This is a genomic window from Streptantibioticus cattleyicolor NRRL 8057 = DSM 46488 (assembly GCF_000240165.1).
Classification (GTDB): Bacteria; Actinomycetota; Actinomycetes; order Streptomycetales; family Streptomycetaceae; genus Streptantibioticus; species Streptantibioticus cattleyicolor.
Window position 1 is genome coordinate 186813 of sequence record NC_017585.1, and the last position, 25823, is coordinate 212635.

The following is a 25823-nucleotide window of genomic DNA, read 5'->3' on the forward strand; positions in this document are numbered from 1 at the left end:
AGGGTGCCGCCGTGGCGTCACCAGCCGGCGATCACCTCACGTCCGTGCGGGACGGCGAGGCCGAGCAGCCCGGGGAAGCGGGCGTCGAGGTCGTCCCGGCCCTCTCTCGTCCTCGCCCGCGCCCGGGCCGCCGCGCGCGGCGCCGCCAACCCGAGCCGCACCACGACCCGTTGGCCCCGGAGGAACCATGGACACACCGGTCTCGAAGCGGCATACGCCCGTCTGCTCACGGCCGGCGGAGGCGGTCGGCGACACCACCGTGCCGACCGCGGAGGAACGTCCGCCGTCGACTGGCCCCTGACCCACATCGCCCTGAGCGACCGCCTGCTCGCCGCCGCCGCGCGCGACGTGGCCGTCGGCCGGCCCGTGGTGGCGGTCAGCGTCAGGTTCCGCACCCCGGCCGGCGACTTCCGCAGTCCGCGCGGGGGCAGTTGGGCCATCGGCACCAGGGCGGCGACGAGGAGTTCGCCGAGGGCGCTGACCGGTGGGCCGGGCCAGCGGTCCCGCCCTTCCCGGACGAGTTCGGTCATGGAGCGGGGCCGGTCGTCGGCCATGACCGCCCGGCCGGCCGCGGCCACCTCGTCGAGGTCGACGCCGTCGAGTTCCCCCCGGTAGCCGGCCGCGTCATGGCGGGCCCGCCAGGCGACCAGGTGGACGGTGCACCGCGTCAGGTGCGTCCGCACCACCTGCCGGCCGGTCAGCGCATGGTCGAGCCGGTCCGGCGAGAAAGCCCGCAGCCTTGACACAGCCCGGTGAGGGGGTTCCTGCGGCGCCTGGGCCTGCACTCCGCACAACTGGGCCACCGCCTCCGGCACCGGTACGTCGGCGCGATCGAGCAGATACTGGCGGGCCGGGGTCGCGCGGCCCAGGGCGCGTGTGCTCAGCACGGGCATGGCCGCTCACTCCGTGGCGCACCCGTGACGGGTACCGCCTTCTCCTCGCTCGCGGCGGGCGGCGGCCGCGCGTCCTCCACCAGGGCAGGCCGCCCGGCCGGGCGAAGCGCCCCCGCGCCGTCAGATGTCGAGGAACCGGACGTCCTTGGCGTTGTGCTGGATGAAGTGGCGGCGGGCTTCGACGTCCTCGCCCATGAGGACGGAGAAGAGTGCGTCGGCGACGGCGGCGTCGTCGAGGGTGACCTGGCCGAGGACCCGGTGGGCGGGGTCCATGGTGGTGACGCGCAGTTCCTCGGCGTTCATCTCGCCGAGGCCCTTGAAGCGCTGGATGGAGTCGTCCTTGACCCGGTGGCCGTCGCGCCGGCCCCGTTCCAGGACCGTGTCGCGGTCGCGGTCGGAGTAGGCGTATTCGACGTGGTCGCGGCTCCACTTGATCTTGTAGAGCGGGGGGCGGGAGAGGTAGACGTGGCCTCGTTCGATCAGCGGGCGCATGAAGCGGAACAGGAAGGTCAGCAGCAGGGTGTTGATGTGCTGGCCGTCCACGTCGGCGTCGGCCATCAGGATGATCTTGTGGTAGCGGAGCTTGGCGGTGTCGAAGTCGTCGTGCACGCCGGTGCCGAACGCGGAGATGATCGCCTGGATCTCCTGGTTGTGCAGGATCTTGTCGATCCGGGCCTTCTCCACGTTGAGGATCTTGCCGCGGATGGGCAGGATCGCCTGGTACCGCGGGTCGCGGCCGGACTTGGCCGAACCGCCGGCGGAGTCGCCCTCGACGATGAAGATCTCCGACCGCGCCGGGTCGTTCGACTGGCAGTCGGCGAGCTTGCCCGGCAGCGCCGCGGACTCCAACAGGCCCTTGCGGCGGGTCAGATCGCGCGCCTTGCGGGCCGCGACCCGGGCGGTGGCCGCCTGGATCGCCTTGCGCACGATGTCGGCCGCCTCGTTCGGGTTGCGGTCGAACCAGTCGGTCAGGTGCTCGTGCACGACCTTCTGCACGAAGGTACGGGCCTCGGTGTTGCCGAGCTTCGTCTTGGTCTGCCCCTCGAACTGCGGCTCGCCCAGCTTGACCGAGATGATCGCGGTCAGACCCTCGCGGACGTCCTCGCCGGAGAGGTTGGCGTCCTTCTCCCGCAGCAGCCTCCTCTCCCGCGCGTAGCGGTTGACGACAGTGGTCAACGCCGCGCGGAAGCCCTCCTCGTGGGTGCCGCCCTCGTGGGTGTGGATGGCGTTGGCGTAGGAGTGGACGCTGTCGGTGTACCCGCCGTTCCACTGCAGGGCGACCTCGGCCGACAGCAGCCGTCCGGAGTCCTGGGCGGCGATGGAGATCACCGAGGGGTGGACCGGCTCGCCCTTGCGGGCGTTGAGGTGGCCCACGAAATCGGTGATGCCGCCGTCGTAGCGGTAGGAGACCGTCCGCGCCGCGCCTTCCCCGGCGGTGTCCGGGCCGGCCGCGTCGGCGGTGGCCGTCGCCCGCGCGGACGGCCGTTCGTCGGTCAGGGTCAGGGTGAGCCCGCGGTTGAGGAACGCCATCTCCTGGAAACGCCTGGCCAGCGTCTCGAAGGAGTAGGTGGTGGTCTCGAAGATGCCGCCGTCCGCCCAGAACGTGAGCGAGGTGCCCGTCCTGGTGGTGGCCTCGTGGCGGGTCAACGGCGCGGTGGGGGCGCCGTTCTCGTACTCCTGGGTCCACCGGTGGCCGTCGGTCCGGATCTCCGCCGACAGCCGGGTCGACAGCGCGTTGACCACCGACAGGCCCACGCCGTGCAGTCCGCCGGAGACCGCGTACCCCCCGCCCCCGAACTTGCCGCCCGCGTGCAGCGTGGTGAGTACCACCTCGAGGGCGGGCCGCTGCTCCACCGGGTGCGTCCCCACCGGGATGCCGCGGCCGTTGTCGGCCACCCGTACGCCGCCGTCGGCCAGGATCGTCACGTCGATCCGGTCGGCCACCCCGGCCAGCGCCTCGTCGACGGAGTTGTCCACGAGTTCCTGCACCAGGTGGTGGAGGCCCCGCTCACCCGGTGGAGCCGATGTACATGCCGGGCCGCTTCCGCACGGCGTCCAGACCGTCCAGGACGGTGATCGCGCTCGCGTCGTACGACGCCGTCCCGCCCCCGCCGGCCTGCTGGACGTCAGGGGTACCGAGGGCGGTGCGAGTGCCGTAAGTGGTCACAGATCACTCTCTTTCGGGCATGGCTGACCACGCTCCCGCACCACGGTGCGGGAGCGGCCGGACAGCTGGCGCGGACGGAAAACGGCAGCCCGGACAAGGCCCCGGGGCTCGCGCGACCCCGGAACAAGCGGCTACCGGAACGCTGTCCAGAATATCGAAGGCACCCCCTCCCGACCGGGCGTGAAGCCCGCCATGCGCCCCCACGAGGGGCTCGTTCACGGCCGGTCGATCCCCTCTGCGCCGCACCCCTGCAAACGCGCCAGACGGCCGCACGGGGACTTCGGCGGTGCCTTGTCGCACGGCGCCACAGGCACTATTTCGAGCACGCCCCGGTCACCGGTCGCGTCGGGTCGGGAATTGGCCCCCGCTCACCCGTTACGGGCAGGCTCGCGTGGCGGTTTGGTAGAGCACCTGTACCCATCGACCGCGCCGTGACGAGCCCCGCGGGTGGTGACAGCCGTGCGGGGTTGGTGCCGGCCGACGAAGGAGGCCACCTTCCGTGATCAGACGGCGTGAGCGAGACGGTCAGCGGGCCGGAGCCGGTCAACAGGCGGACGGCGAGGAGGAGTTGCGGTTCGTGGACCGCACCGGGAGCCGGGAGCGGGCCGGGCGGCAGATCCGCCTGGTGGACATGGCGCGCCGGCTGCCGCGGCTGGTACGCCGGTCGGTGGTGCTGGCCTGGGCGACGGACCGGTGGGCCGCGGCGGGGCTGCTGGCGTGCCAGGTGCTCTCCGGGGCGATGCAGGCGATGGGGCTGCTGGCGGTGAGCGGGACGCTGGCGGCGCTGTTGCGCGGTGGGGAGGTCTACGCGCGGTTGTGGTCGGCGTGGCCGTCGCTGGCGCTGCTCGCCGGGGCGGCGGCGGTACGGGCCGGGCTGGGGATCACGGTGTCGTGGCTCTCCTCCCGGCTGGGCCCGCAGATGTCCCGCGAGGCCGAACTGGCCTTGCTGGAGGCGGTGATGGAGGTCGAGCTGGCGGCGTACAACGCGCCGGGGTTCAACCACCGCAAGGAGGCCGCCGACCGGGGCGCCGAGGTCGCGCAGGACCTGGTCGGCGAGGGGCAGGACCTGATCGCCTCGCTGGCGTCGCTGATCGCCGGCGCGGCCGTGCTCACCGCCGTCCATCCGCTGCTGCTGCCGCTGTTGGTGCTGGCGAGTCTGCCGCAGGCGGTGGCGCAGGTGGGTGCCGCCCGGGTGCGGTATCTGGCGCGGTTGCGTTCCAACGGCGATCTGCGGCTGCTGTCGATCCTGCGCTGGCACGTGTGCGACGCCCGTACGGCCGACCAGGTGCGGGCCGGGACGATGGCGGACTTCCTGGCCGGGCGTTACCGGCGCACCACCGGGCGGATCAACCGGGCCGACCGGCGGGCCGCCGACACCGGGGCGCGGATGTCGCTGGCGGGGTCGGTGTGCGGCGGGGTGGCGTCGGTCGTGGTGTGGGCGGCGGTGGTGTGGCTGCTGGCCACCGGGCGGCTGAGCGTCGGCCACGCGGGCACCGCGGTCTTCGCGCTCCAGGCGGTGGGCACCGCGTTGCGCGGGCTGGTGGCCGGTGGCGCGCGGATCATGCGTACCGGTCTGTACATGGACGACTGGTCGACGTTCCTGGAGGAGGCCGGTGGTTACCGGATGCGCCGGGGCACCGTGGTGCCGGCCGCGCCGCGGGAGATCGTCGTGCGGGACGTGGTGTTCCGGTACGAGGAGGCCGCCGTGGACGCGGTCGCCGGGGTGTCGTTCACGCTGCGGCGCGGGGAGGTGGTGGCGCTGGTCGGGTACAACGGCAGCGGCAAGACCACCCTGGCGAACCTGCTGTGCGGCCTGTACCTGCCGACGAGCGGCTCGGTGACGTGGGACGGGGTGCCCACCGACGCGTTGGACCCGCGGGCGATGTGGTCCCAGGTCGCCCTCGTGCCGCAGGAGTACGCGCACTGGCCGCTGACCGCGCGGGAGAACATCACGCTGGGCCGGACCACCGGCGAGGGGGACTCCGCCATCCACGCCGCCTGCGCCCGCTCCGGGGCCGACGAGGTCGTGGCCGAACTGCGCTCGGGGCTGGACACGGTGCTGGCGCGCGACTGGCTCGGCGGCCAGGAACTCTCCGGCGGCCAGTGGCAACGCATCGCGCTCACCAGGGCGTTCTACCGTCCGGCCGGGCTGGTGGTGCTGGACGAGCCGACCGCCGCCCTCGATCCGCTCGGCGAGCACCGCATCTTCGCCGGGCTGTGGGAGCTGGCCGCCACCCGTGCCGTGGTGCTGATCACGCACCGGCTGACCAACGTCGCCGTCGCCGACCGCATCCTCGTCCTCGACAAGGGCGGCGTCGTCCAGCACGGCACCTTCGCCGAACTCCTCGACCGCCCCGGGCTCTTCCGCACGCTGTGGGAATACCAGCACGACCGGGGGGACGGCACCCCGTCGGCCGGCCACGCCGGCTCGCCCGCGCCCCGGCAACGCACCGTACCCGGACGGACCGCCACCCCGTGACCGCTCACCGGCTCCGGGCCGGCGGCGGCGGTCAGCGCGGGACGCGTTCGGCGCGCACCTGCGGGAAGGGGTGGAGGGCCCCGGTGAGCAGGGGCTGCGGGGTGGCCCGGAGGGTGTGGTCGAGGAAGGCGGTGAGGTAGGCGTTGGTGATCGTCAGGGCGAGGGAGCCGTCGATGGGGCCGAGGGCGAGCAGACCGCGTACCGGGGCGGCGAGGTAGTAGGCGCCGTAGTCGCTGTAGTTGAAGTGTGCGGTGCCGTCGATCTGGTAGGCCCAGGCCGGGGCGGAGCCGGCGGTGAGCAGGGTGCGCGCCACGGCCCGGTCGGCGGCGTCCGCGGCGGTGGCCGGCCGGCAGGTGCCGGTCACGCAGGAGTTCTCGGAGCCCATGACGAGCACGGGTCTGCCCACGCCGGTGCGGGTGACCGGCCCGTACTGCGCGCCGTCGAGGTCGGCGGCGGCGGCGCAGCGGGGGTCGGTGCGGCAGGCTTCGAGGGAGGCCGCGCCGCCGAGGGAGTGCCCCACGTAGGCGGTGTGCGCGCGGTCGACGTGTCCGGCGAACGGGCCGGTCGCGTCGAGCCCGGCGACCTGGGCGGCGGCGAACCTGGCGTCGGCGGACCACACCCCGACCAGGCGGTCACCGACGGCGGTGATGTCGGACTCCCCGGGGTCGCCCGCGGGGGTGGCGCGGACCGTGTGACCGTGCAGCACGGTCAGGTTGGCGCTGTAGGTGGGCGTGACGCCGGCGACGAGGTAGCCGTGGCCGGCCAGGTTCTCGGCGATCGTGGTGTATTGCGGCGCCGAGAAGCCGAGTCCGGGTTCGAGTACGACGACGGGGAAGCGTCCGGCGGCCACCGGCACGCCGTCGAGGGCGTGCGGACGCACCAGGTCGAAGTCGGTCTCGGCGATCGTCGCGGGTCCGCCGAAGTGGAGTTGTCCCCAGGCACCGGGCGCGTACGGAACGGGCCGGCCCTGCGCGTCCGGCGGCGCCGGATACCACAGCCAGACGGAGAGTTGGCGCGGCATGCCGGGCCGGGGGGCCAGCGGATCGGCGCGGTGCCGGTCGGTCCACTCGAACATGGCCCGGCCGACGTGGTAGTGGCCGGTGGGGGCGGGTAGCGCGACCGGCCGCTCGTGCCGTTCCGCCACGACACCGGCGTAACCGCCGGCCGTGACGAGCACCGCGGCGAGCACGGCGAGGGTCACCCGCAGGAGACGGCGCGGCCAGGTGGTCCGGCCCCGGTCAGTGCGCATGTGCGTCCCCCGTCGCGGACGGCCGGGCGGCACGCAGACCACGGACGCACGAAGTGGCCGTGGTGACCAGCGCCATGCCCATGGTGACGGCGTACGCGGTCAGCGCGGTGGGGTTCAACGGGGCATCCGGCCAGGCGAGTTGGGAGGTGAGGGCGCTCGCTGTGGCGATAGCCATCAGCGCGGTGGCCAGGGCGCCGGCGATCATGGCGTGGGTGAGTGACCGAGGGTCGGGGTGGCTGTGGGTGAGGGCGGACGCCGGGCCGGCGGCGCAGGCGGCGCCGACCACCAGGCCGCCGGCGGCCAGCGCCAGGAACCAGCCGGTGCCGATCCCGTCGCCCGGCCGCGCCGCCGGTGCGGCCAGCGCCGTCACGGCCCGGGCCAGGGCCAGGAAGAGGAGCGCCGCCACGACCGGGACGGCGAGGAGCCGCACGGTACGGCCGTGTTGGGGCGTCCGCCGGGACGCGCGCAGCATGGCCGCCGCCAGCGGAAGGCCGCCGGCCGCCATGACGGCCGCCGATCCGCTCGCCGCCAGGGTGGCGACGTCGTACCAGCGGCTCGCGCCCGGATGCGCGGGGTCGGCGAGGAGGAGCGCGCCGTCGCCGGTGACCTTGGTGAAGAGCACCGTCCCGGCCGCCAGCGCGGTCCAGCCGCAGAGCACCACGGCCGCCGTCGTCCGCAGCCGGGCCGGCCGGTCGTGCAGGTGTGCCGCGGGGCGCGCCCACGCTCCGGCGGCGCCGGCCGCGACGTCGGCCACCGTCCGCGCGCCGACCGGGGTGTCGGCCAGCAGCGCGGCGAACTCGGTGGCGTAGCGGGCCCGCCAGGCCGGCGGGTACAGGGCGACCAGCGCCCTGGTGGCGAGGGTCGGGGCGGGTTCGGTCTCGGGCGGGGGTGTCGTGGTCATGCCCCGGCCCCCGCCGCGCCGAGCCGCCGCAGTCCCAGGTCGGCGATCCGGCGCATCTGCCGTACCTGCTCGGCCAGGACCCGCTGTCCGGCCGCGGTGATGCGGTACGGCCGGCGGCGGCCCTCGGCGGGCAGCGCCTCGATCAGTCCGTCCCCCTCCAGCCGTGTCAGCACCCCGTACAGGGTGCCCGGCCCCAGGGTGACGGCGACCGTCTCGGCGATGTCCCGGGTGATCGCGTACCCGTGTTTGGGCCCTTCGGCCAGGCTGGCCAGCACCAGCACGACCGGATCGCTCTCCGACGTCAACGCCCGCCCCTCTCCTCGGTGTTGGCGTCGACGCTATATCGTGGGGCGATGTATCGGCAAGCGAAGTAGTGAAGGCCGTCGGAGGTCCGACGGCCTTTTCGGGGCGGCCTTCTGCGGGCCGGTCAGTCCGCACACTCACGGTCGAGGGCGGCGACGTCGCGTTCGAGCGCCTCGGTGGCACTGCCACCCCAGGGGTGGCCGTCGATGAACCGCCGCGCGTCGTCGCGTACACCCTGCCAGTCCGTACGGCTGGTGGGCGCCCCGGCGTTCCGCAGGCCGGCCTGGGTCTGCCGTACCGCCTGACCGCAGGTGAGCGCCGCCGCCCGCGCGCCCGGCGCCAGGCCGCCGAGTGCCGCCGCGGCCACGGCGGCACAGGCCATCACCGTGGAAACCCTCACGATCGCGCACCTCTGTCCCGCCGGTGCCCTCCGGCGCCCGGTACCGCGATGGACACACTCGTCGTTGCCGATGATGCGCCCCGTACGCACGCGGGCACCGGGCGGGGCGGGCGGCCGGGTCACACCTCGCGGGCCGGGCCGGGCGGCCGGTGCCCGGGCAGGAACGCCTCGACCCCGGCGCGGTGCGGCAGGGAGGGCTGGGCGCCGGAGCGGGTGGTGCTCATGGCAGCCGCCGCGCACGCCCAGCGCACCGCGGGCTCCAAGGCGTGCCCCTCCGCCAGGGCCACCGCCAGCGCGCCGCAGAAGGCGTCACCGGCCGCCGTGGTGTCCACCGGCGTCACCGGGTACGCGGGGACGTGCAGCACCGAGCGCTCCTCCACCAGCAACTGCGCGGCGCCGGGGCCGTGGTGGTCACCCTCGGCGGGCGAGCGGCCCGCGCGACCTCGTCCACGGAACCGGGCACCGGTTGGCCGGTGAGCGCGGCCAGTTCGGTGCGGTTGGGCACCAACAGGTCGACGCCGGGCGGGATGACGGCGCCGGGGACCGCGGGTGCCGGGTTGTACACCACGGTGCCGCCGGCCAGCCGGGCCGCCGCGTGGTTGGCCTCGTCCGGCACCTCCTGCTGGAGCACGGTGACGGCCGCGGTGCGCAGCGTCCCGGCGGCGGTACGGCAATCCGCCCCGGACAGGCGGGAGTTGGCGCCGGGGCTGACCACGATGGCGTTCTCGCCGTGCGGGTCCACCGTGATCAGCGCGTGGCCGGTGGGCACGTCGTCGGTGCGGGTGACGTGGGTGGCGTCCACGCCGGCGTCCCGCAGCGCGGTGAGCATCGCGGTGCCCGCCTCGTCGGCGCCGACCCGGCCCACCATGGCGACGGGTGCGCCGAGCCGGGCGGCGGCCACCGCCTGGTTGGCACCCTTGCCGCCGGGGTGGCGCGCCAGGTCGCCGCCGAGCACGGTCTCGCCGGGTACGGGGTGGTGGGGTACGGGGGCGACCAGGTCCAGGTTGAGGCTGCCGACGACTGCGATCACGGGGGGGGGATCCTCGGTGTGGGGAACGGGCGAAGGGGTGGGGGGAGGACGCCGACGGGTCAGGAGGTGACCTCGGCGTCCTGCGGGCGCGGCAGGAAGTACGAGGCGCCGAAGGCCGCCAGCGTGACGACGGCACCGGCCAGCATCGCGGTCACATAGCCGGTCGACACCTGGACGGCGGTGAGCAGGGCGAAGCTCAGCCCGGCGCCGAGCCCGAAGGCGGCCGACACCAGCCCGGGCAGGAACCCGGGGTGGTCCTTGGGCGCGAGGACGACGCCGAGCAGGTTGAGCACGATGTTGGCGACCCCGGCGTAGCTCACCCCGAGCAGCACCGTGCAGACGATCATCACCGGCAGCGAGTGGACCCCGGCCACCGCCATCACCACGATGATCACGGCGCTGGCCCCCAGCCCCCACCGCAGCACCCGGCGGTAGCCGAGGACCGGGGCCAGCCGGCCGGTGAACGGTCCGACGACCCAGCCGACCAGCGCGAACGGGGTGAGGAAGGCGAGCGAGGCCAGGCTGGAGTCCATCCCGAAGCCCGCTTGACGGTTCTGCACGAACGACATCAGCACGCCGTTGACGGTGGCGAACACCCCGGTGAGGGTGAGCGTGGTGGTCAGCAGCGGGGCCCAGCTCGCCCGGCGCTTGAGGTCCTCGATACGCACCAGCGGATGGCGGCTGCGCTTCTCCGCCCGCCAGAAGAGCGCGAAGGCGACGGCCGCCACGATCAACAGGGCGGCGGCCAGCGGCCAGTTGGCGGCGCCGAGCTTCTCGGCCTCGTCCACCGCGAGCAGCAGCGCCGCCACACAGAGCACGACCGGCACCACACCGGGCCAGTCCATCGGCGTCCCCGCCGACGGCCGCGACTCCCGGCACCCCACCGTGACCAGCGCGACGGCGACCACGGCCACCACCGCGATCACCCAGAAGACGCTGCGGAAGCCGTAGGCACCCGCCAGCCAGCCGCCCGCCAGGGCGTCCACCCCGGCGATGCCGCCGTTGACCGCGGCCACCACGCCCATCAGGGTGCCGAACCGCTTGGGGTCGGTGACCTCGGAACGCAGCATCAGCAGCGAGATCTGCACCACCGGGCCGGAGGCGCCCTGCACCACCCGCGCGATGTCGAGGACGGTGATGTCGGGCGCCACGGCGGCCAGCACCGTGCCGGCCGCCATCACCAGCAGCATCCACCGCAGCACCCGCTTGCGTCCGGCGATGTCGCTGAACCGGGGCAGGAAGAGCGAGAACATCGCCGAGGCGGTGAAGAACGCGGTCTGCGACAGCCCGGCCCCGGCGTCGTCGGTGTGGAGTTCCCGGGCCATGGTGACCAGGGCGGGGCTGAGCATGCTGGCGTTGAGCTGGAAGGCCACGCAGGCGGCGAGGAGCGCCGTCATCAGCGCCGCGGTCCCGGCGGCCGTCCGCACCGGGCGGGTGGCGGAGTCGGTGGTCATCGCGCGGTCACTCCCCCGGCCGGCACAGGCGCTCGACGAGCAGTTCGGGGAAGGTGCCGTCGGTCTCCAGCACCACGACGGCGTTGGCGCCGGGCAGTTCGGGGTAGCCGCGGTGGATGCCGCGGGTGTCGGCGACGAGCGCGCCGCGGGCGGCCCCGTCGGCGGTGTCGACGGTGACGGGCAGGCGCGGGGCGAGCTTCGGGGTGACCTCGCCGACCGCGATCCCGGCGGCGAGCGGGTCGTGGCAGGCCGAACCGCGGAAGGGCAGCGCCGACTCCTCGTGGAAGGCGAAGTAGAAGTCGAGGATCTCGCCGGCGAGGCGGCTGACCGGGGTGCCGTGGGCCAGCAGCCGGAGCCGGTGTGCCTCGGTGAGGTTCTCCCGCATGGTCACGTCGAGCGGTACGACGGTCAGGTCCCAGCCGGCGGCGAGGACGAGCGCGGCGGCCTCCGGGTCGTGGCCGATGTTGGCCTCGGCCACCGGTGAGATGTTGCCCGGGTGGTGCACCGCTCCGCCCATCACCGTGACGTGGCGGACCAGTTGGGGCAGGCGCGGTTCCGCGCGCAGCGCCAGGGCGAGGTTGGTCAGCGGGGCGGTGGCCAGGATCTCCAGGTCGCCGCCTGCCGCGCGGGCGGTGTCGACGATCAGCTCGGCGGCGTGCCGGGGGTCGAGGGCGGCGGTGGGCGCGGGGAGGCGCACCCCGCCGAGGCCGCCCTCGCCGTGCACGAAGGTCGCCTCCTCGTTGGTGTCGCCGCGCAGTGTGGTGGCGGCGCCCGCGGCCACCGGTACGTCGGTGCGGCCGGCGGTTTCCAGGACCTGGAGGGTGTTGACGGCGGCCTGCTCGGCGCTGGTGTTGCCGGCCACGGTGGTGACGGCGCGCAGGTCGACCCCGGGGGTCAGACACAGGTAGAGCAGGGCGATCGCGTCGTCGATGCCGGTGTCGCAGTCCATGAGCAGCGGGCGCGGTGCGGTTGCGGACATATCACGTTCTTTCCAGGAGGTGCGGGCCTCTCAATTTGTCTGACAAATTGTGGAGGGCTGGGAGAGAGGGTAAGCACGGTGCTGGAGGGAAGACAAGGGGCGGCTATGCTGAGGCGCCACCGCCCTCTGACATATGTCAGACAAAGATCACTGGAGCTGCGATGTCCGCACCCACGGACCGCCGCCACTCGCCGCGCGTCGAGCTCTACCAGCGCATCGTGGCCGCGATCGACGACGGCACCTTCCCGCCGGGGGCGAAGCTGCCCGCCGAACCGGTGCTCGCCGCCCGGCTCGGGGTGAGCCGCCCGGCGCTGCGCGAGGTGCTGATCCTGCTCCAGGAGGACGGGGTGATCACCCGCCGCCAGGGCTCCGGCAGCACGGTCAACCAGCCGCCGCCCCCGCCCGGTCTGGAACGACTGCTGCCGGTGGAGAAGCTGCTCGGCGCCGGCACCGTACGCTGCCGCCGGCTCGCCGTCGAGCTGGAGGAGCCCACCGACTTCTCCGGCTACCACCTGCGCCTCGGCCCGGCCGAGCGGGCCCGGTTCTGGGAGAGCGTGGTGGACGTCGACGGCGTTCCGGCGTGCTTCGCCCACGAGTGGGCGGCCGAGGGGGCGGTGCGCGAACACCTCACGGAGGCGGTACTCGATCAGGCCGCGCCGCCCGGGCAGCCGTGCGCCACCATGCTCGCCACGCTGCTCGCGGCGGCCGGGCGGCTGCCGTTGACCGGACGCAGCACGCTGGGCGCCACCACGCTCGGCAAGGAACGCGGCCAGGCCGTCTCACGTCCGCCCGAGACGCCCGCGCTGCTCGTCACCCAGACCGTCGCGGCGGCCGGCCGGCCCCTGATGGCCGCCAAGTACCTCTTCCCCGCCGGGGCCCCGCTGCTCCACCTCAACCCGCGCCGCTGAGGCGGGCGGCCCGCGGCCGGTCGTCGGTCTTGAGCCGGTCCCCGGTACGGGAGACGAAGACCACCAGCAGCTTGGCGTGTCCGGTACGGCTGGTGTTCTCCGCGAGCAGATGGTGGGCGCCCGGCCGCTCGACCCACTGCTCGCCCTTGCGGTACGTACGCGCGGGCTCGCCGGCCAGGCGGCTGCGTACCGCGCCCTCCAGCACGTAGGCGTAGACGAACGCGGCGCCGTGCCGGTGCGGCACCGCGCGCGCCTTCGGCGGGAAGTCCACGATCACCGAAGTGAACGTCTTCCCGGCGGCGTTGGGCAGTGGCTGCTGGAGCAGGGGCGTCAGCGTCTCGGCCGGCGGCCGGGTGGCGGCGGCTCCGGACGGAGCGGTGGCGGTCGCGTGCCTCGCCCCGGGGGCGAGGACGATCGCGGCGGCCACCACACCGGCGGCCACCACCCCGCCGGCGATCCGCGTTCCGCTCATGGTCGCGCCCTCCGTCGTCCGTTCCCGGGCCATGCCGATCAGGTTAGGGGCGGCCCCGTGGGTCAGCCGTGATTCCACGCCGACCGTGCGGTCGACGCTGCCCGTCCGGTCCCGGGGGTCTGGGCGGCCCCGTCGGGCATGCCCGTCGCCCCTGACCGTGCCGGTGGTCCACGTCCGCGCCCGGCCTACCGCAGGGCCGCGGCGACCAGTCCCTCCAGGGCCTCGCGCGGTACCTCGCCGCCGCTGACGAGCCGGTCGAAGACGAGTCCGTCGACACATGTCAGCAGGGTGTGCGTGCGGTTCTCGACGTCCGTCACGCCGTGCGCGACGAGGAACTGGCGGACGGCCTCGCGGCCGGTGTTCTCGCGGGGGACCAGGATCTCCCGCAGTTCCGGGGCGCGAACGCTCTCGACCGCGCAGGCGTAGCGGGCGAGGGAGCGGCGGCGGCCCTCGCCGGTGAGCCGGCGGCGGGCGAGCAGTGCCATGCCGTCCACCAGTTCCTCGGCGGTGCGCAGTGGCGCGAGGTGCTCGGCCATGGTCCGCAGTTCGGTCTGGTCGAGGTGGACCAGGCGCAGGACGAGCCCGGTGAGCAGTGCGGCGCGGGTGCGGAAGTAGGCCGACGTGGTGCCGGGCGGCATGGCCGCCCGGCGGTCCACGGCGCGATGGGTCAGGCCGCGGATCCCCTCGTCGGCGAGTACGTCGAGGGCCGCGTCCGCGAGCAGGGTGCGACGGTCCGATGCCATGCCTCCCTTTCTACACCTGTAGAGCTTCGGATAAAGTCCTCTTCTACAGATGTAGAAAGTTTGGGGGCTGACCATGGGCAACACGGCGGTGATCGTCGGAGGAGGCATCGGCGGGCTGGCCACCGCGATAGGTCTGCGCCGCATCGGCTGGGAGACGACGGTCGTGGAGCGGGCACCCGTGCTCGACGACGCCGGGGCGGGCATCTCGCTGGCCGCCAACGGCCTGCGGGCCCTGGACGAACTCGGCGTCGGCACGGCGGTGCGGGAGGCTTCGCAGGGCCAGTACAGCGGCGGCACCCGCACCCCGGGGGGCGGCTGGCTGGCCCGGATGGACGGCGCCGCGCTGGAGCGGGCGGTCGGCACGCCGATCATGGGCATCCCCCGCTCCACGTTGCACCGGCTGCTGCGCGAGGCGCTGCCCGCCGAGACGCTGCTGATCGGCTCCGAGGCCGGCTCGGTGGAGCGGAACGGCCCGGGCACGGTGCGGGTCGCCTGCGGGGACACGGTGCTGGAGGCCGATCTGGTGGTGGCCGCCGACGGCGTCGGCAGCAAGGTCCGCCGCCGGCTCTTCCCGGCCCACCCCGGCCCGGTCTACAGCGGTTCGACGGTGCTGCGCGCCATCACCGCGCAACCGGTCGGACTGCGCACCGACTTCGAGCTGACCTGGGGACCGGGCGCCGAGTTCGGCCACATCGCCTTCCGGGACGGACGGGCCGAGTGGCACGCGGTCCTCACCCTGCCGCCCGGGACGCGGTTCACCGACCCGCTGGCCGAACTGCGCCGGCGGTTCCGCGGCTGGCACGACCCGATCCCCGCCCTGCTCGACGCGACCACGGCCGACGCCGTGCTCCACCACGACGTCAACGAACTCCGCGCGCCGCTCCCCTCGTTCACCGTGGGCCGCGTCGCGCTGCTCGGTGACGCCGCGCACGCGATGACCCCCAACCTCGGTCAGGGCGCCTGCCAGGCGCTGGAGGACGCGGTCACCCTGGCCGCCGCGCTCGCCGACGGGCCGACGGTCGAGGCCGGGCTCGCCCGGTACGACGCCGAGCGCCGGCCGCGCAGCCAGGCGGTCGCGCGGGCCGCCCGGCAGGCGGGACGGATGGGCCACCAACTGTCGCACCCGGCGGCCGTCGCCCTGCGCAACGCGGCGATGCGGCTGACGCCCTCCGGCGCCGCCGTGCGGATGATCCTGCGCCACCACGCCTGGGTCCCGCCGCACCTGAACTGACCCGCGCGGCGGTACCCGAGCCCGTCCGCCGGGAACCGGCGGCGGCCCCGGGCCCGGGATATCGCCGATCCGCTCCTCGGCCGCGTGGCGGACCCGGGCCGCGGTGACCTCGGCGACACCTCGGCCGGCCCCCGTGACGGAAACGGCCGGCGACCGGTTCAGCCCGCCAGCCGTTGCAGCCAATCGCGCAGCAGAGCCGTCTCCGTGTCCCGCAGCGGCACCCCGGGCCCGGTGGTGAGCGCCGTTTCCAGCGCGGCGTCGAGGGCGAGGGCGCGCGAGGCCAGGTCCGACCCGGGCGGGGCGGGCGAGTCGGTGGTGACCGAGGCGATGACGGTGTCCCGCAGCCGTGCCGACGTGGTCAGGTCCCGCACCGAGGGCTCTTCGCCGATCAGCGCGAGGGTGGCACCCGTCGTCGCCGCGTGGATGACGCGGGTCGCCTGCTCCACCGGAACCCGGAGGCGCCCGGCGTCGGCCGCCCGGCTCAGCAGCTCCACGAGCAGGGCGTGCGCCTCGTCGGCGGCGGGGGGCCGCTGCCCGGGTCGCACGGTGCCGTACATGAGCATGTAGAACGCGGGGTGCCGCAGCCCGAAGTCGACGTGCAGGTCCCAGCCGCGGTAGAGGTCGGCCACCGGGTCGTCCGGGGTCAGCGCCAGTGCCTCCCGTTTCTCGGCCAGGTACCTCTCGAATCCGTAGGCCGCCAGCTCGGCCAGGAGTCCGTCCTTGTCGTCGAACATCCGGTAGAGCGCGGGGGCCGTGATGCCCGCGGCTGCGGCGACGGCGCGCGTGGAGACCGCTTCGCTGCCGCCCTCCTCCAAAAGCTCGGCGGCCACCTGAAGTACCTGGCGCCGCGCGGCGCGTCGTCCCTCGTTCATGGAACAACGATATCGCATCTTGCGTATCAACGCTTTATCGGTGCTACTGTTCAAGGCGGAACATCGATCCACGCCCTTGGTGGTCGGTGCCGGCCCGCGATGCCCGGCCGGCACCTCGTCGTCCGCCGGCACCCCACCGAACACGCCGCCGTCGCGGCAGAAGAGGAACACCCATGTCCGACATCTCGATCGTCATCGCGTCGCATTCCGGCTACGGCCACACCGCGCAGATCGCCACGGCCGTCGCCGACGGGGCGCGTTCCGTCGCCGGGACGCGGGTCCACCGGGTGGACGTCGCCTCCCTCGGCGACGCCGACTGGGAGCTGATGGACGCCGCCGACGCCATCATCTTCGGCACCCCCACCTACATGGGCACCGCGTCCGGGGCGTTCCACGCCTTCGCCGAGGCCACCAGCAAGCGGTGGATGAGCCGCGCCTGGAGCGACAAGCTCGCGGCGGGGTTCACCAACTCCGGCTCCATGAGCGGCGACAAGCTGCACACCCTCCAGTACCTGTCGCTCCTGGCGGCCCAGCACGGCATGCTCTGGGTGAGCATGAACCTCCTGCCCGGCTGGAACACCACCACCTCCAGCCCCGAGGACGACAACCGCCTCGGCTTCTACCTCGGCGCCGGCGCGCAGAGCTTCAACGACACCCCCGCCGTCCACGACGCCGACCTCAACACCGCCCGCCACCTCGGCGAGCGCGTCGCCGAACACACCCGCGTCCACCGCGCCGGACTGACCGCCGTAGCGCGCTGACCCGACCGTCCGCCACGCATCGCCTTCCGGTGCCGCCGCCGGCCTGCCCCCCCACCGGCACCGGTCTCAAGGCCATCGACGAGATCCAGCCCCAGGGCGGCCCCGGCGCCCGCTACGCCGACGGGCGCGTGCCCACCTGGGTCTGAGGCGGCGCCGCGGTGAGGCGTGCCATCTCCTCCTCCGACAGCCGCAGCGCGCCGGCCGCCACGTTCTGGACGAGGTGGTCCGGATCACCGGTCCCCGGGATCGCCAGCACGTGCGGCCCTTGCCGCAAGGTCCAGGCGAGCCGGACCTGCGCGGGGGTCGCGCCGTGCGCGCGGGCGACGGCACGTATCTCCTCGCTGTCACCGGGGGCCGGGCCCGCCTCGCGGCCGGGACCGGCGATCGCGAAGAACGGGACGAAGGCGATGCCGAGTTCACCGCAGCGCCGCAGGAGCGCCCGGTCCGCGTCCGACGCGCCGATCCCGTACGGGTTCTGCACGCAGACGACCGGGGCGATGGCTCGCGCCTCGGCCAGTTGCTCGCAGGTGACGTTGGAGACGCCGAGGTGGCGGATGAGCCCGGCGTCGCGCAGTTCGGCCAGCGCTGCGAAGTGCTCGCCGATCGATCCGGTCCGCCGGCTCGGTGGCACGCGCAGGTTGACCACGTCCAGGTGGTCGCGGCCGAGTTGGCGGAGGTTCTCCTCGACCTGGCCGCGCAACTGCTCCGGCGCGGCCCACCACCACGCGCCCGAGGGATCGCGGCCGGGCCAGACCTTGGTGGCGATGACCAGGTCCTCCGGGTACGGCGCCAGCGCCCGGTTGATCAGTTCGTTGGCGGAGCGCGTCGCGGAGAAGTAGAACGCGGCGGTGTCGATGTGGTTGACGCCGAGTTCGACCGCCCGCCGGAGCACGCCGATCGACTGCTCGCGGTCGCGCGGCACGCCGTGGTCGAAGGGCGCGGTACCCGTCAGGCGCATCGCACCGAATCCGACGCGGTTGACGGTCAGGTCACCGAGTCGCCATGTTCCGGCGGCTGCTGCGGTGTTCGTTCGTGGGCTCATGGCACGGCTCTCCTGTCGTGGACCGGGAACATAGGGAACTGGCGGCTGGCCGCGGCGAGTTGGGACCCGACGGCTGTCGGCGCCGGGCATGGAAAAAGCCTCCCCTGCGGATCGGGATCCGCGCCGGGGAGGCTTTCCAGTCGACCGGCACTATAGCAGGCAGCGGCAGCTGAGATCCGCCGGCTCCGGTCCACCCGCGGGTCTCAAATCACGTGACGTCACGGAGCCCGGCGCGTTATCGTCGAGGTATGAACGTCACCGGCCGAAACACCACCGCGACCGCGCGAGCGACCAGCTCGCCGGTTGCCGCCGCCTGACGTACCTCCCTCCCATCGGCGACCGGAAACGGTCCGCCGCTGGTGAGTTCACCCCGATTCCGGTGTCGTGCGGACGCGTTCTCCGGTGCCTCCCGTCCAACACGCCAAGGGGCATCCATGAACACCGAAGAGATCACCGCCACGTTCACCGAGTACTTCCAGGAGCGCGGCCACCGCCGGATCACCGGGTCGACGCTGCTGCCGCCACCCGGCGACCCGGTGCTCTTCACCACCTCCGGCATGCATCCGCTCACCCCCTATCTGGAGGGACGGCCGCATCCGCTCGGCAGGCGGGTGGTCAACGTGCAGCGCTGTCTGCGCACCACCGATCTGGACGAGGTCGGCGACCCCACCCATCTGACGGTCTTCGAGATGCTGGGCACCTGGTCGCTGGGGGACTACGAGGGTCCGCTGAGCCTGGAATGGGGTTACGGGCTGCTCACCGAGGGGTTCGGGATCGATCCGGGTCTGCTGCACGCCACAGTCTTCGGCGGCGACGAGCACACCGGCCCGGACACCTCCTCGCTCGAGGTGTGGCAGCGGCTCGGCGTCCCGGTGGAACGCACCGTGGAGGACAACTGGTGGTCCAACGGGCCGACCGGTCCGTGCGGCCCCGACTCGGAGATCTTCCTGTGGACCGGCAGCACCCCGCCGCGCTCGACCCCCACCCGGGACGACCGCTGGGTGGAGGTGTGGAACCACGTCATGATGCGCCACCGCCGGCTCCCCGACGGCTCCCTGGTACCGCTGCCCCAGCGCAACGTCGACACCGGGCTCGGGCTGGAACGCCTGGCCTCGCTGCTCCAGGGGCGCACCTCGGTGTTCGAGTGCGATGTCTTCGCCCCCTGGCGGCTGCTCGTACCGGCCCTGTGGCGGCTGGACGAACCGTCGCTGCGGCTGGTCTGCGACCATCTGCGGTCGGCCGTGGTGGTGATCGGCGACGGGGTGCGCCCGGCCAACACCGACCGCGGCTACGTGCTGCGCCGCCTGGTGCGCCGGGTGCTCACCGTGTTGTGGCGGGGCGATCCGTCGCGCTCCCTGGTGGATCTGCCGGAGGAACTGGTCGAGCACACACTGCACCACTTCCGGCTGTCGACGGGGCCGGATGAGGTGCGTGGTGTGCTGCTGGACGAGGAACGCCGTTTCGTCCGGCTCCTGGAACGGGGCCGGCGGGTGCTGGCCCGGCCCCGGTTCCAACGCCCGCTGGACGAGGAGGACTTGCGCTACCTCCACGACACCCACGGGCTGCCGCGCGACCTCGTCACGATCCTGCGCCCCGCTACCGGGCCTGCCGACGGATCGCCTCGGCGGTGACCGGGGTGAAGAAGTTCACCAGGTTGCCGTCGGGGTCGCGGAAGAGCAGCGAACGGTTGCCCCACGGCTGTGTGGTGGGCTCGACGACGACCTCGGCGCCGAGTGACCGCACCGTGTCGTAGCAGCGGTCGACGTCGGCCACGCGGAACTCCACGATGACGCTGTGGTTGTCGGCCGCGTGGGCGGCGCCGGCGCCGAAGAGGGCGATGGTGTCGCTGTGGGCGACGGCGAGCGTCCCGGAGGCGGTGACGATCTCGGCGAACTGGTCGGTGGCCCAGGCGGGCGTGGCGCCGGTGACCTGTGCGTAGAAGTCGACGAGGCGCTTGACGTCGTCGGTGATGATCCTGATGGAGACGAAGTTCACGGGGGTTGCTTCCTTTGCCGCGGTTGCGTCGGTTGGTGCGTTCAGGTGGCGTTCCGGCCGCCGTCGACGTCGAGGACGGCGTCGTGGACGAAGCTCGCCCGGGGGCCTGGTGACGAGGGGAACGCTACGATCGATACCGGACAGTTTCCGCCCGGTATCACGAAAGTCCTGGAGCATGACACGTCCCACCGCTCGCGTGCTCTCCCTGCTGGAAGCCCTCCAGGGCGGCGGCACCCACACCGTCGCCGGTCTGGCCGCGCGCCTGGAGGTGGACGAGCGCACGGTGCGCCGGTACGTCGAGCACCTCAGGGACCTCGACGTGCCGGTGCGGACGGTGCGCGGGCGCTACGGCGGTTACCGGCTCGCGCCGGGGTTCCGGATGCCGCCGCTGATGCTCACCGAGGAGGAGGCGCTGGCGGTCCTGCTCGGGCTGGCCGCCGGCAGCCGCTCGGGCCTCGCCGCGACGACCGCCGCCGCCGTCGGCAACGCGGCGGCCAAGCTCCGCCGGGTGCTGCCCGAAGCGCTCGTCCGGCGGGTGGACGCCCTGCTGCGCGCGACCGACTTCACCGCGCGGGAACGTCCGGCCGTGCCGCCGGAGACCCGCGTCCTGCTGCTGTTCGCCGAGGCGGCACGGGGCCGCCGACCCGTCGCGATCACCTACACCGATCGCGGCGGCGAACGCAGCGAGCGCGTCGTGTTCCCGTACGGCATCGTCGCCCACTCCGGCCGCTGGTACGTCAGCGGCCACGACTCCCGCAGCGGTGCGGTGCGCACCTTCCGGCTCGACCGGGTCTCCGCGCCCGCCCTGCGTCAGGGCACCTTCGACGTGCCGGACGACTTCGACGCCGCCGCCCACGTCGTGGAGGGGATCGCCCGGACGCCGTGGACGCACGAGGTGTCGGTCCGGGTCAGCTCCACCGCGGAGCAGGTGCGTGGCCGCCTGCCCGTGGGGACGGCGGTCGTGGAGGACGTCGGCGAGGAGCCGGTGGACGGCGGAACGGCTTGGGTGCGCGTCCGGCTGCGGGTGGAACGGCTCGACTGGCTTCCGGCCGTCCTCGCCTCGCTCGACCGCCCGTTCGTCGTCGAGCACCCGCCCGAGCTGCGCGACCTCGTCCGTGCGCTGGCGCGGCGGCTGGAGGAGGCCGCGGGAGGCTGAACGCCTCCGGCGTGAGCGGCTCAGGTCCGGCGGCCGACGGTGGACTCGCGGACCACGAGCCGGTGACCGGGGCGGACGCGGCGGGCCGGGGTGGTGGCGGCGCCGGCCAGCCGCTCGACCACGCAGTCCACGGCGAGCCGGGCGATGGCCTGCTTGTCGGGGGCGATCGTGGTCAGCGACACGGCGGCGAAGCTCCCCTCCTCGATGTCGTCGAACCCCACCACCGCGACGTCCTCGGGCACGCGCAGTCCGCGCACGGACAACTCGCGCATCGCGCCGAGCGCGACGAGGTCGTTGTAGGCGAAGACCGCGTCGGGGCGCTCACCGCGGTCGAGCAGCGCGGCCATCGCCGCCGCGCCGTCCCGCCGGCCGTAGCCGTGGGTGGCGGCGACCAGGGTTTCGGAGGGCTCCAGCCCGGCGGCCGTCAGCTCCTGGCGCCAGCCGCGCAGCCGCAGGTGGGCGGGTTGCCGGGCGCTCTCGTGGCGGGCCCCGAGGAAGGCGATCCGGCGGCGTCCGAGGTCGATCAGGTGGCGCACCGCGGTGCGGGCCGCCGCGACGTTGTCGATGGCGATGTGGTCGCAGGGCACGTCGTACTCGCGCTCGCCGAGGAGCACCAGCGGGACGCCCTCGGTGCGGGCGAGCAGGTCCTCGGTCTCCAGCTCGATCGGGCTGAGGATGAGGCCGTCGATGACCTGGGCGCGGAAGCCCTGGGAGACCAGGAGTTCCTTCTCCCGCAGCCCGTCGGTGTGGTCGAGCAGGACGGTGTAGTCGTGGCCGGCCGCGGCGTCGACGACCGCGCCGGCCAGCTCGGCGAAGTAGGGGTTGCCCAGTTCGGGGATGGCCAGGGCGATGATGCCGGTGCGCCCCTTGCGGAGATGACGCGCCGTCAGATTAGGTCGGTAGCCCAGCTCGTCGATGGCCCGCTGCACCCGTTCCCGGGTGCCGGGGGTGACGTGCGGGTAGTTGTTGACCACGTTGGAGACGGTCTTGACGGAGACGCCGGCGCGCAGCGCGACGTCCTTGAGGCTGACGCCCACGGCACTCCTCGGGTCGATCCGGGCCCCGCCGGTGCTGCGGGTGCGGTCCGGCCGGCCGCCGGGTGGGAACTGGCCGGCCGGACGGGATCCAACGACGTGCTGGACCTTGCGGCATGGCGGACCGGGCTGTCAAGGTCCGCGAAACCCCGTACGTACGGCCCTTGTTGACACGTATCCCGTACCGGCGGGACCGGCCGTGAAGACGGCGGGCGCCGAGGGTGGACACGGCGGCGGTGCCGTGCTGTCATTCAAAGCGCTCCGCTTTTACAACGTTGTCAGCCGCCCTTTCCGCGTTCCGCGCCGTCACCGCCGGGGCACGCACCGAGGCCCTCCGCGCCGTGCCGTACGACCGTGTGTCCTCCTCGCCGTGGAGCGGCACCGGCCGGCGAAGACGGCTCCGGCGACGACCGGCCCGGGCGCGCGCCCTGATACCGCCGCCGTCCCCGAGGCGGCCTACGGAGGAACCGATGACACAGCGAAACGGCAGCGCCGGCCACCTCGGCGACGACACCCGGGAGCCCGGCGGTCCGCTGAGCCGGCGCGGTCTGATGCGCTGGGCGGGCGTGGCCGGTCTCGGCACCGCGGGATCCGCCCTGCTGCCCGGTGCCGTGCCGGACGCGCGGGCCGGGTCCACTGCGGCCGCCCCGGACGTCGCCGCGGTGGCCCCGCCGGTCTTCGATCCGATCCGGCCACCCGCCGTGCCGCTCGCGGTCCGCTCCCCGTACCTGAGCGCCTGGCTGCCGGCCGACGGCGCGGCCGGTACCTGGCCGGTGTTCTGGACCGGCCGTACCACCGCGATGACCGGCATCGCCCGCGTCGACGGCGTGCCCTACCTCTTCCTCGGCGCGCCCAACGTCCCCGGCCAGGTGCTGCGTGGCATGGCGCAGCGCTCGCTGACGGTCACCGCCACCCGGTCGCGCTACCTGTTCGAGGCGGCCGGTGTGGAACTGGCGCTCACCTTCCTGTCCCCGGTGGAACCGGGCGACCTGCGCCGCCAGTCGATGCCGTTGTCGTACCTGACCGCCGAGGTACGCAGCCGCGACGGCCGCGCCCATGACGTCACCGTGTACTTCGACATCTCCGGCGAGTGGGCGCACGGCGACGCCGGAACGAAGATCCGCTGGGCGCGGGAGTCCGTCTCCGGCCCCGGGGCGACCACGGTGACCGCGCTCTCCTTCACCCCCGACGCGCCCCAACCGCTCGGCGAGAACGGCGACATGGCCACCTGGGGCACCGTGGTGTGGAACGCCACCGACCGGCCCGGGCTGACCTGGCAGATCGGCGCCGACACCACGGTGCGCGCCGCCGCCGTCAAGGACGGCGAGCTGGCCGGCACCGCCGACCCCGACCAGCCACGGCGCATCAACGACAACTGGCCGGTGTTCGCGTTCAACTTCGACCTCGGCAGCGTGCACCGCTCGACCGAGACGGCCGTGCTGTCGGTCGGCCACGTCCGCGAACCCGCCGTCAGCTACCTCGGCACCCCGCTGCCGCCGCTGTGGCGGTCCTACTGGCCGTCCTGGCAGCGGATGGCCGCCTTCTTCCACGCCGACGCCGCCGACGCGTCCCGGCGCACCGCCGCGCTCGACCGCAAGGTCAAGCGTGACGCCACCGCGGCCGGCGGCCCCAAGTACGCGGCGTTGTGCGCGCTCTCACTACGCCAGGCGTACGCCGGCACCGAGCTGGTCAGCCGGGACGGCAAGCCGTGGGCGTTCCTGAAGGAGATCTCCAGCGACGGCAACGTCTCCACCATCGATGTGACCTACCCGGCCATGCCGGTCTTCCTCCACACCGACCCGGCCTACCTCGGCCTGCTGCTCGCGCCGATGCTGGACTACCCCGAACACGGCGGCTGGCCCAAGACGTTCGCCGAACACGACCTCGGTTCCAGCTACCCCAACGCCGCCGGGCACAACGACGGCAACGAGGAGGACATGCCGGTCGAGGAGTCGGCCAACATGCTCATCATGTGCGCCGCCTACCTCGCGCGCGCCGACTCCGCCACCGCCCGTGCCTTCGCCGGCGAGCACTACCGCGTCCTTCGGCAGTGGGCCGACTACCTGGTGGACAACGCCCTCGACCCCGGCTACCAGAACCAGACCGACGACTTCACCGGCTTCATCGGCCACAGCGCCAACCTCGCGCTCAAGGGGATCCTCGGGATCGGCGCGATGAGCCGGGTGGCCGCCGCCGCGGGGCGCACCGCGGACGCCGCCCGCTACCGCTCCACCGCCCGGGACTACGCCGCCCAGTGGGCGGACAAGGCCCAGGACACCACCCGCGATCACCTCAAACTCGCCTACGACCAGCCGGGCACCTGGAGCCTGAAGTACAACGGCTACCCCGACGCCCTCCTCGGCCTGGGCCTGGTGCCCGAATCCGTCGCCGCCGAGGAGGCCGCCTGGTACGCCACGCAGGCCAACCCGTACGGCATCCCGCTGGACGTCCGGCACGCCTACACCAAGGGCGACTGGGAGATGTGGACCGCCGCCTGGCTGCGCGCCCACCCCGTCAGCGGCTACCTGGTGGACGCCCTCTACGACTTCGCCCACACCACGCCGTCCCGCGTCCCGTTCACCGACTGGTACGACACCGTCGCCAACAAGCAGAGCGGCTTCCAGGCCCGCCCCGTCGTCGGCGGTGTCTTCGCCCTGCTCACCCTGGACCGCTGACACATCGGGGCGGGGCCGGAGCCGGGTGTCGACCCGGCTCCGGCCCCGCCGGGGGTCACAACGCGATGGGTACGGCCGCCTCGAGCCGGTCGTCGGAGGAGAGGATGGCCTGGTGGATGTCGCGCAGGGCGCGGCAGGGTTCGAGGCCGAGTTCGGCCTGGAGGGTCCGGCGTGCGCGTTGGTAGACCTCCAGGGCCTCGGCCCGCCGGTTGGAGCGGTAGAGGGCGATCATGAGCTGGTGGTAGAAGGTCTCGTGCAGGGCGTGTTCCGACAGCGCTTCGTAGAGGAAGCTGACGACGGTGCGGTGACAGCCCATCAGGAGATTGGAGTCGGCGAGCAGTTCGGTGCACTCCAGGCGCAGTTTCTCCAGCCAGAGGGCGAAGCCGTCCAGGATCAGGCCGCCGCGCAGATCGCCGAGTACCGGTCCGCGCCACAGGCTCAGGGCGGATTCGAAGTGCCCGGCCGCCGCGAGGTGGTCGCCGCGTGCCTGGCAGGCCCGGCCCTGCCCCAGCCGGGCGCGGAAGACGTCGAGGTCGGTCTCCTCACCCTGGAGGTTGATCATGTAGCCCGGTGCCCGGGTGACGACGGGGTGCTCGGCGCCGCGCGGGACGGTGAGCAGCTTGCGCAGTTGTGAGATGTAGACGTGCACCGCGGCGGTGGCCTGGCGCGGCGGGCTCTCCCCCCAGATCTCCGCGATGATCTGCTCGGTGGACACTACCCGGTTTCCCCGGGCCAGCAATGTCGCCAGGAGCACCTGGACTTTGTGGGGAACTTTTCTTTCGGCGGAGGCGGCGCCCGTCATGCCGTCAACCCAAAGTGGACCGAGTAGCCGATATTTCACTTTACCCCCGTCCCGCGTGTACGCGTTCACCGCGTACCTTGTGAAACTTCACTCCACCTGCAAGCGGTCGCCGAGCAGATGAGGCCGACGTCGGTTACGCCGTTCATCGCCAGTGTGATCGACACCCCTAACTTGCACATCAGGGAAACCACTTACGCACATTGCGCAGAAACTGATGCCCCGGCAGATACCGGCCGACCGGCCGCAGGTCAGCGCCCCCGCGATCGGCTCAAACCTC

Annotated in this window: 21 protein-coding genes and 2 pseudogenes; 7 read left to right on the top strand and 16 right to left on the bottom strand. The window is 73.5% G+C overall.

Annotation, left to right across the window (positions count from 1 at the left end):
- Positions 1-17: 17 nt before the first annotated feature.
- Both SCATT_RS28475 and gyrB read right to left on the bottom strand, forming a co-directional pair.
- Positions 18-893, bottom strand: a complete 876-nt coding sequence (locus SCATT_RS28475; RefSeq protein WP_014151959.1) for a DNA glycosylase AlkZ-like family protein — start codon at positions 891-893, stop codon at positions 18-20.
- A 120-nt stretch (positions 894-1013) separates the two neighbouring features.
- Positions 1014-3060, bottom strand: a pseudogene (gene gyrB, locus SCATT_RS28480) (DNA topoisomerase (ATP-hydrolyzing) subunit B).
- A gap of 499 nt (positions 3061-3559) precedes the next feature.
- Here gyrB and SCATT_RS28485 point away from each other — a divergent pair.
- Positions 3560-5539: an ABC transporter ATP-binding protein gene (locus SCATT_RS28485; protein WP_014151957.1), complete on the top strand. Its 1980-nt coding sequence runs from the start codon at positions 3560-3562 to the stop codon at positions 5537-5539.
- A gap of 31 nt (positions 5540-5570) precedes the next feature.
- Here the strand turns inward: SCATT_RS28485 and SCATT_RS28490 are convergent, their stop codons facing one another.
- The 7 genes and pseudogenes from SCATT_RS28490 to SCATT_RS28525 form a co-directional block, all read right to left on the bottom strand.
- Positions 5571-6788, bottom strand: coding sequence for an alpha/beta hydrolase family protein (locus tag SCATT_RS28490; protein WP_014151956.1), 1218 nt, complete (start codon positions 6786-6788; stop codon positions 5571-5573).
- Positions 6778-7689 (bottom strand): hypothetical protein, encoded by a 912-nt coding sequence (locus tag SCATT_RS28495; protein ID WP_014151955.1) that lies wholly within the window; start codon positions 7687-7689, stop codon positions 6778-6780. The genes SCATT_RS28490 and SCATT_RS28495 overlap by 11 nt, the downstream gene beginning before the upstream one ends.
- Complete coding sequence (locus SCATT_RS28500; RefSeq protein ID WP_014151954.1) at positions 7686-7994, bottom strand: PadR family transcriptional regulator; 309 nt, start codon at positions 7992-7994, stop codon at positions 7686-7688. The genes SCATT_RS28495 and SCATT_RS28500 overlap by 4 nt, the downstream gene beginning before the upstream one ends.
- A gap of 122 nt (positions 7995-8116) precedes the next feature.
- The gene (locus SCATT_RS28505) at positions 8117-8392 is read right to left on the bottom strand and encodes a hypothetical protein (protein ID WP_014151953.1); all 276 of its coding nucleotides are present in this window, start codon (positions 8390-8392) and stop codon (positions 8117-8119) included.
- A gap of 119 nt (positions 8393-8511) precedes the next feature.
- Positions 8512-9422 (bottom strand): annotated as a pseudogene (locus tag SCATT_RS28515) (ribokinase).
- A gap of 59 nt (positions 9423-9481) precedes the next feature.
- Positions 9482-10876, bottom strand: coding sequence for a uridine transporter UriT (gene uriT / locus SCATT_RS28520; protein WP_014151950.1), 1395 nt, complete (start codon positions 10874-10876; stop codon positions 9482-9484).
- 7 nt (positions 10877-10883) lie between these two features.
- Positions 10884-11855, bottom strand: coding sequence for a nucleoside hydrolase (locus SCATT_RS28525; protein WP_014151949.1), 972 nt, complete (start codon positions 11853-11855; stop codon positions 10884-10886).
- Between the two features lie 161 nt (positions 11856-12016).
- Between SCATT_RS28525 and SCATT_RS28530 the strand changes: the two genes are divergently transcribed.
- Positions 12017-12763 carry a GntR family transcriptional regulator gene (locus SCATT_RS28530; RefSeq protein ID WP_014151948.1) on the top strand — a complete coding sequence of 249 codons (747 nt, stop codon included), beginning with the start codon at positions 12017-12019 and terminating at the stop codon, positions 12761-12763.
- Here the strand turns inward: SCATT_RS28530 and SCATT_RS38225 are convergent.
- Entirely contained in the window at positions 12747-13235 is a 489-nt protein-coding gene (locus SCATT_RS38225) for a cupin domain-containing protein (protein WP_041824172.1), read from the bottom strand. The genes SCATT_RS28530 and SCATT_RS38225 overlap by 17 nt on opposite strands.
- A gap of 185 nt (positions 13236-13420) precedes the next feature.
- Positions 13421-13978: a TetR/AcrR family transcriptional regulator gene (locus SCATT_RS28540; RefSeq protein WP_014151946.1), complete on the bottom strand. Its 558-nt coding sequence runs from the start codon at positions 13976-13978 to the stop codon at positions 13421-13423.
- A gap of 73 nt (positions 13979-14051) precedes the next feature.
- On the opposite strand from SCATT_RS28540, the gene SCATT_RS28545 reads away from it, so the two are divergent.
- The gene (locus tag SCATT_RS28545; protein WP_014151945.1) at positions 14052-15209 is read left to right on the top strand and encodes an FAD-dependent monooxygenase; all 1158 of its coding nucleotides are present in this window, start codon (positions 14052-14054) and stop codon (positions 15207-15209) included.
- A 158-nt stretch (positions 15210-15367) separates the two neighbouring features.
- Here the strand turns inward: SCATT_RS28545 and SCATT_RS28550 are convergent, their stop codons facing one another.
- Entirely contained in the window at positions 15368-16081 is a 714-nt protein-coding gene (locus SCATT_RS28550) for a TetR/AcrR family transcriptional regulator (protein ID WP_014151944.1), read from the bottom strand.
- 173 nt (positions 16082-16254) lie between these two features.
- Here SCATT_RS28550 and SCATT_RS28555 point away from each other — a divergent pair, with 173 nt between their 5' ends.
- Positions 16255-16842 (top strand): flavodoxin family protein, encoded by a 588-nt coding sequence (locus tag SCATT_RS28555; RefSeq protein ID WP_014151943.1) that lies wholly within the window; start codon positions 16255-16257, stop codon positions 16840-16842.
- Between the two features lie 112 nt (positions 16843-16954).
- Here the strand turns inward: SCATT_RS28555 and SCATT_RS28560 are convergent, their stop codons facing one another.
- Positions 16955-17884, bottom strand: a complete 930-nt coding sequence (locus tag SCATT_RS28560; RefSeq protein ID WP_014626728.1) for an oxidoreductase — start codon at positions 17882-17884, stop codon at positions 16955-16957.
- A 434-nt stretch (positions 17885-18318) separates the two neighbouring features.
- On the opposite strand from SCATT_RS28560, the gene SCATT_RS28565 reads away from it, so the two are divergent.
- Positions 18319-19515: an alanine--tRNA ligase-related protein gene (locus tag SCATT_RS28565; RefSeq protein WP_014151940.1), complete on the top strand. Its 1197-nt coding sequence runs from the start codon at positions 18319-18321 to the stop codon at positions 19513-19515.
- Here SCATT_RS28565 and SCATT_RS28570 read toward each other — a convergent pair.
- The gene (locus SCATT_RS28570) at positions 19481-19879 is read right to left on the bottom strand and encodes a VOC family protein (RefSeq protein ID WP_014151939.1); all 399 of its coding nucleotides are present in this window, start codon (positions 19877-19879) and stop codon (positions 19481-19483) included. The genes SCATT_RS28565 and SCATT_RS28570 overlap by 35 nt on opposite strands.
- Positions 19880-20054: 175 nt before the next feature.
- Here SCATT_RS28570 and SCATT_RS28575 point away from each other — a divergent pair, with 175 nt between their 5' ends.
- Entirely contained in the window at positions 20055-21035 is a 981-nt protein-coding gene (locus SCATT_RS28575; protein ID WP_078590557.1) for a helix-turn-helix transcriptional regulator, read from the top strand.
- Between the two features lie 20 nt (positions 21036-21055).
- Here the strand turns inward: SCATT_RS28575 and SCATT_RS28580 are convergent, their stop codons facing one another.
- The gene (locus tag SCATT_RS28580) at positions 21056-22072 is read right to left on the bottom strand and encodes a LacI family DNA-binding transcriptional regulator (protein WP_014151937.1); all 1017 of its coding nucleotides are present in this window, start codon (positions 22070-22072) and stop codon (positions 21056-21058) included.
- Positions 22073-22539: 467 nt separating this feature from the next.
- On the opposite strand from SCATT_RS28580, the gene SCATT_RS28585 reads away from it, so the two are divergent.
- Entirely contained in the window at positions 22540-24744 is a 2205-nt protein-coding gene (locus tag SCATT_RS28585; RefSeq protein ID WP_014151936.1) for a glutaminase family protein, read from the top strand.
- A gap of 55 nt (positions 24745-24799) precedes the next feature.
- On the opposite strand, the gene SCATT_RS28590 is transcribed toward SCATT_RS28585, so the two are convergent.
- On the bottom strand, positions 24800-25546 hold the full coding sequence (locus tag SCATT_RS28590; protein ID WP_078590555.1) for an AfsR/SARP family transcriptional regulator: 747 nt from the start codon (positions 25544-25546) through the stop codon (positions 24800-24802).
- Between the last annotated feature and the right edge of the window lie 277 nt (positions 25547-25823).

Bases quoted from the DNA above. Each gene is read 5' to 3' on its own strand.
- SCATT_RS28565 (WP_014151940.1), top strand. From the start codon at position 18,319: ATGAACACCGAAGAGATCACCGCCACGTTCACCGAGTACTTCCAGGAG.
- SCATT_RS28490 (WP_014151956.1), bottom strand. From the start codon at position 6,788: ATGCGCACTGACCGGGGCCGGACCACCTGGCCGCGCCGTCTCCTGCGG.
- SCATT_RS28590 (WP_078590555.1), bottom strand. From the start codon at position 25,546: ATGACGGGCGCCGCCTCCGCCGAAAGAAAAGTTCCCCACAAAGTCCAG.
- SCATT_RS28575 (WP_078590557.1), top strand. From the start codon at position 20,055: ATGACACGTCCCACCGCTCGCGTGCTCTCCCTGCTGGAAGCCCTCCAG.
- SCATT_RS28555 (WP_014151943.1), top strand. From the start codon at position 16,255: ATGTCCGACATCTCGATCGTCATCGCGTCGCATTCCGGCTACGGCCAC.
- SCATT_RS28550 (WP_014151944.1), bottom strand. From the start codon at position 16,081: ATGAACGAGGGACGACGCGCCGCGCGGCGCCAGGTACTTCAGGTGGCC.
- SCATT_RS28530 (WP_014151948.1), top strand. From the start codon at position 12,017: ATGTCCGCACCCACGGACCGCCGCCACTCGCCGCGCGTCGAGCTCTAC.
- SCATT_RS28540 (WP_014151946.1), bottom strand. From the start codon at position 13,978: ATGGCATCGGACCGTCGCACCCTGCTCGCGGACGCGGCCCTCGACGTA.
- uriT (WP_014151950.1), bottom strand. From the start codon at position 10,876: ATGACCACCGACTCCGCCACCCGCCCGGTGCGGACGGCCGCCGGGACC.
- SCATT_RS28475 (WP_014151959.1), bottom strand. From the start codon at position 893: ATGCCCGTGCTGAGCACACGCGCCCTGGGCCGCGCGACCCCGGCCCGC.
- SCATT_RS28495 (WP_014151955.1), bottom strand. From the start codon at position 7,689: ATGACCACGACACCCCCGCCCGAGACCGAACCCGCCCCGACCCTCGCC.
- SCATT_RS38225 (WP_041824172.1), bottom strand. From the start codon at position 13,235: ATGAGCGGAACGCGGATCGCCGGCGGGGTGGTGGCCGCCGGTGTGGTG.
- SCATT_RS28525 (WP_014151949.1), bottom strand. From the start codon at position 11,855: ATGTCCGCAACCGCACCGCGCCCGCTGCTCATGGACTGCGACACCGGC.
- SCATT_RS28560 (WP_014626728.1), bottom strand. From the start codon at position 17,884: ATGAGCCCACGAACGAACACCGCAGCAGCCGCCGGAACATGGCGACTC.
- SCATT_RS28585 (WP_014151936.1), top strand. From the start codon at position 22,540: ATGACACAGCGAAACGGCAGCGCCGGCCACCTCGGCGACGACACCCGG.
- SCATT_RS28545 (WP_014151945.1), top strand. From the start codon at position 14,052: ATGGGCAACACGGCGGTGATCGTCGGAGGAGGCATCGGCGGGCTGGCC.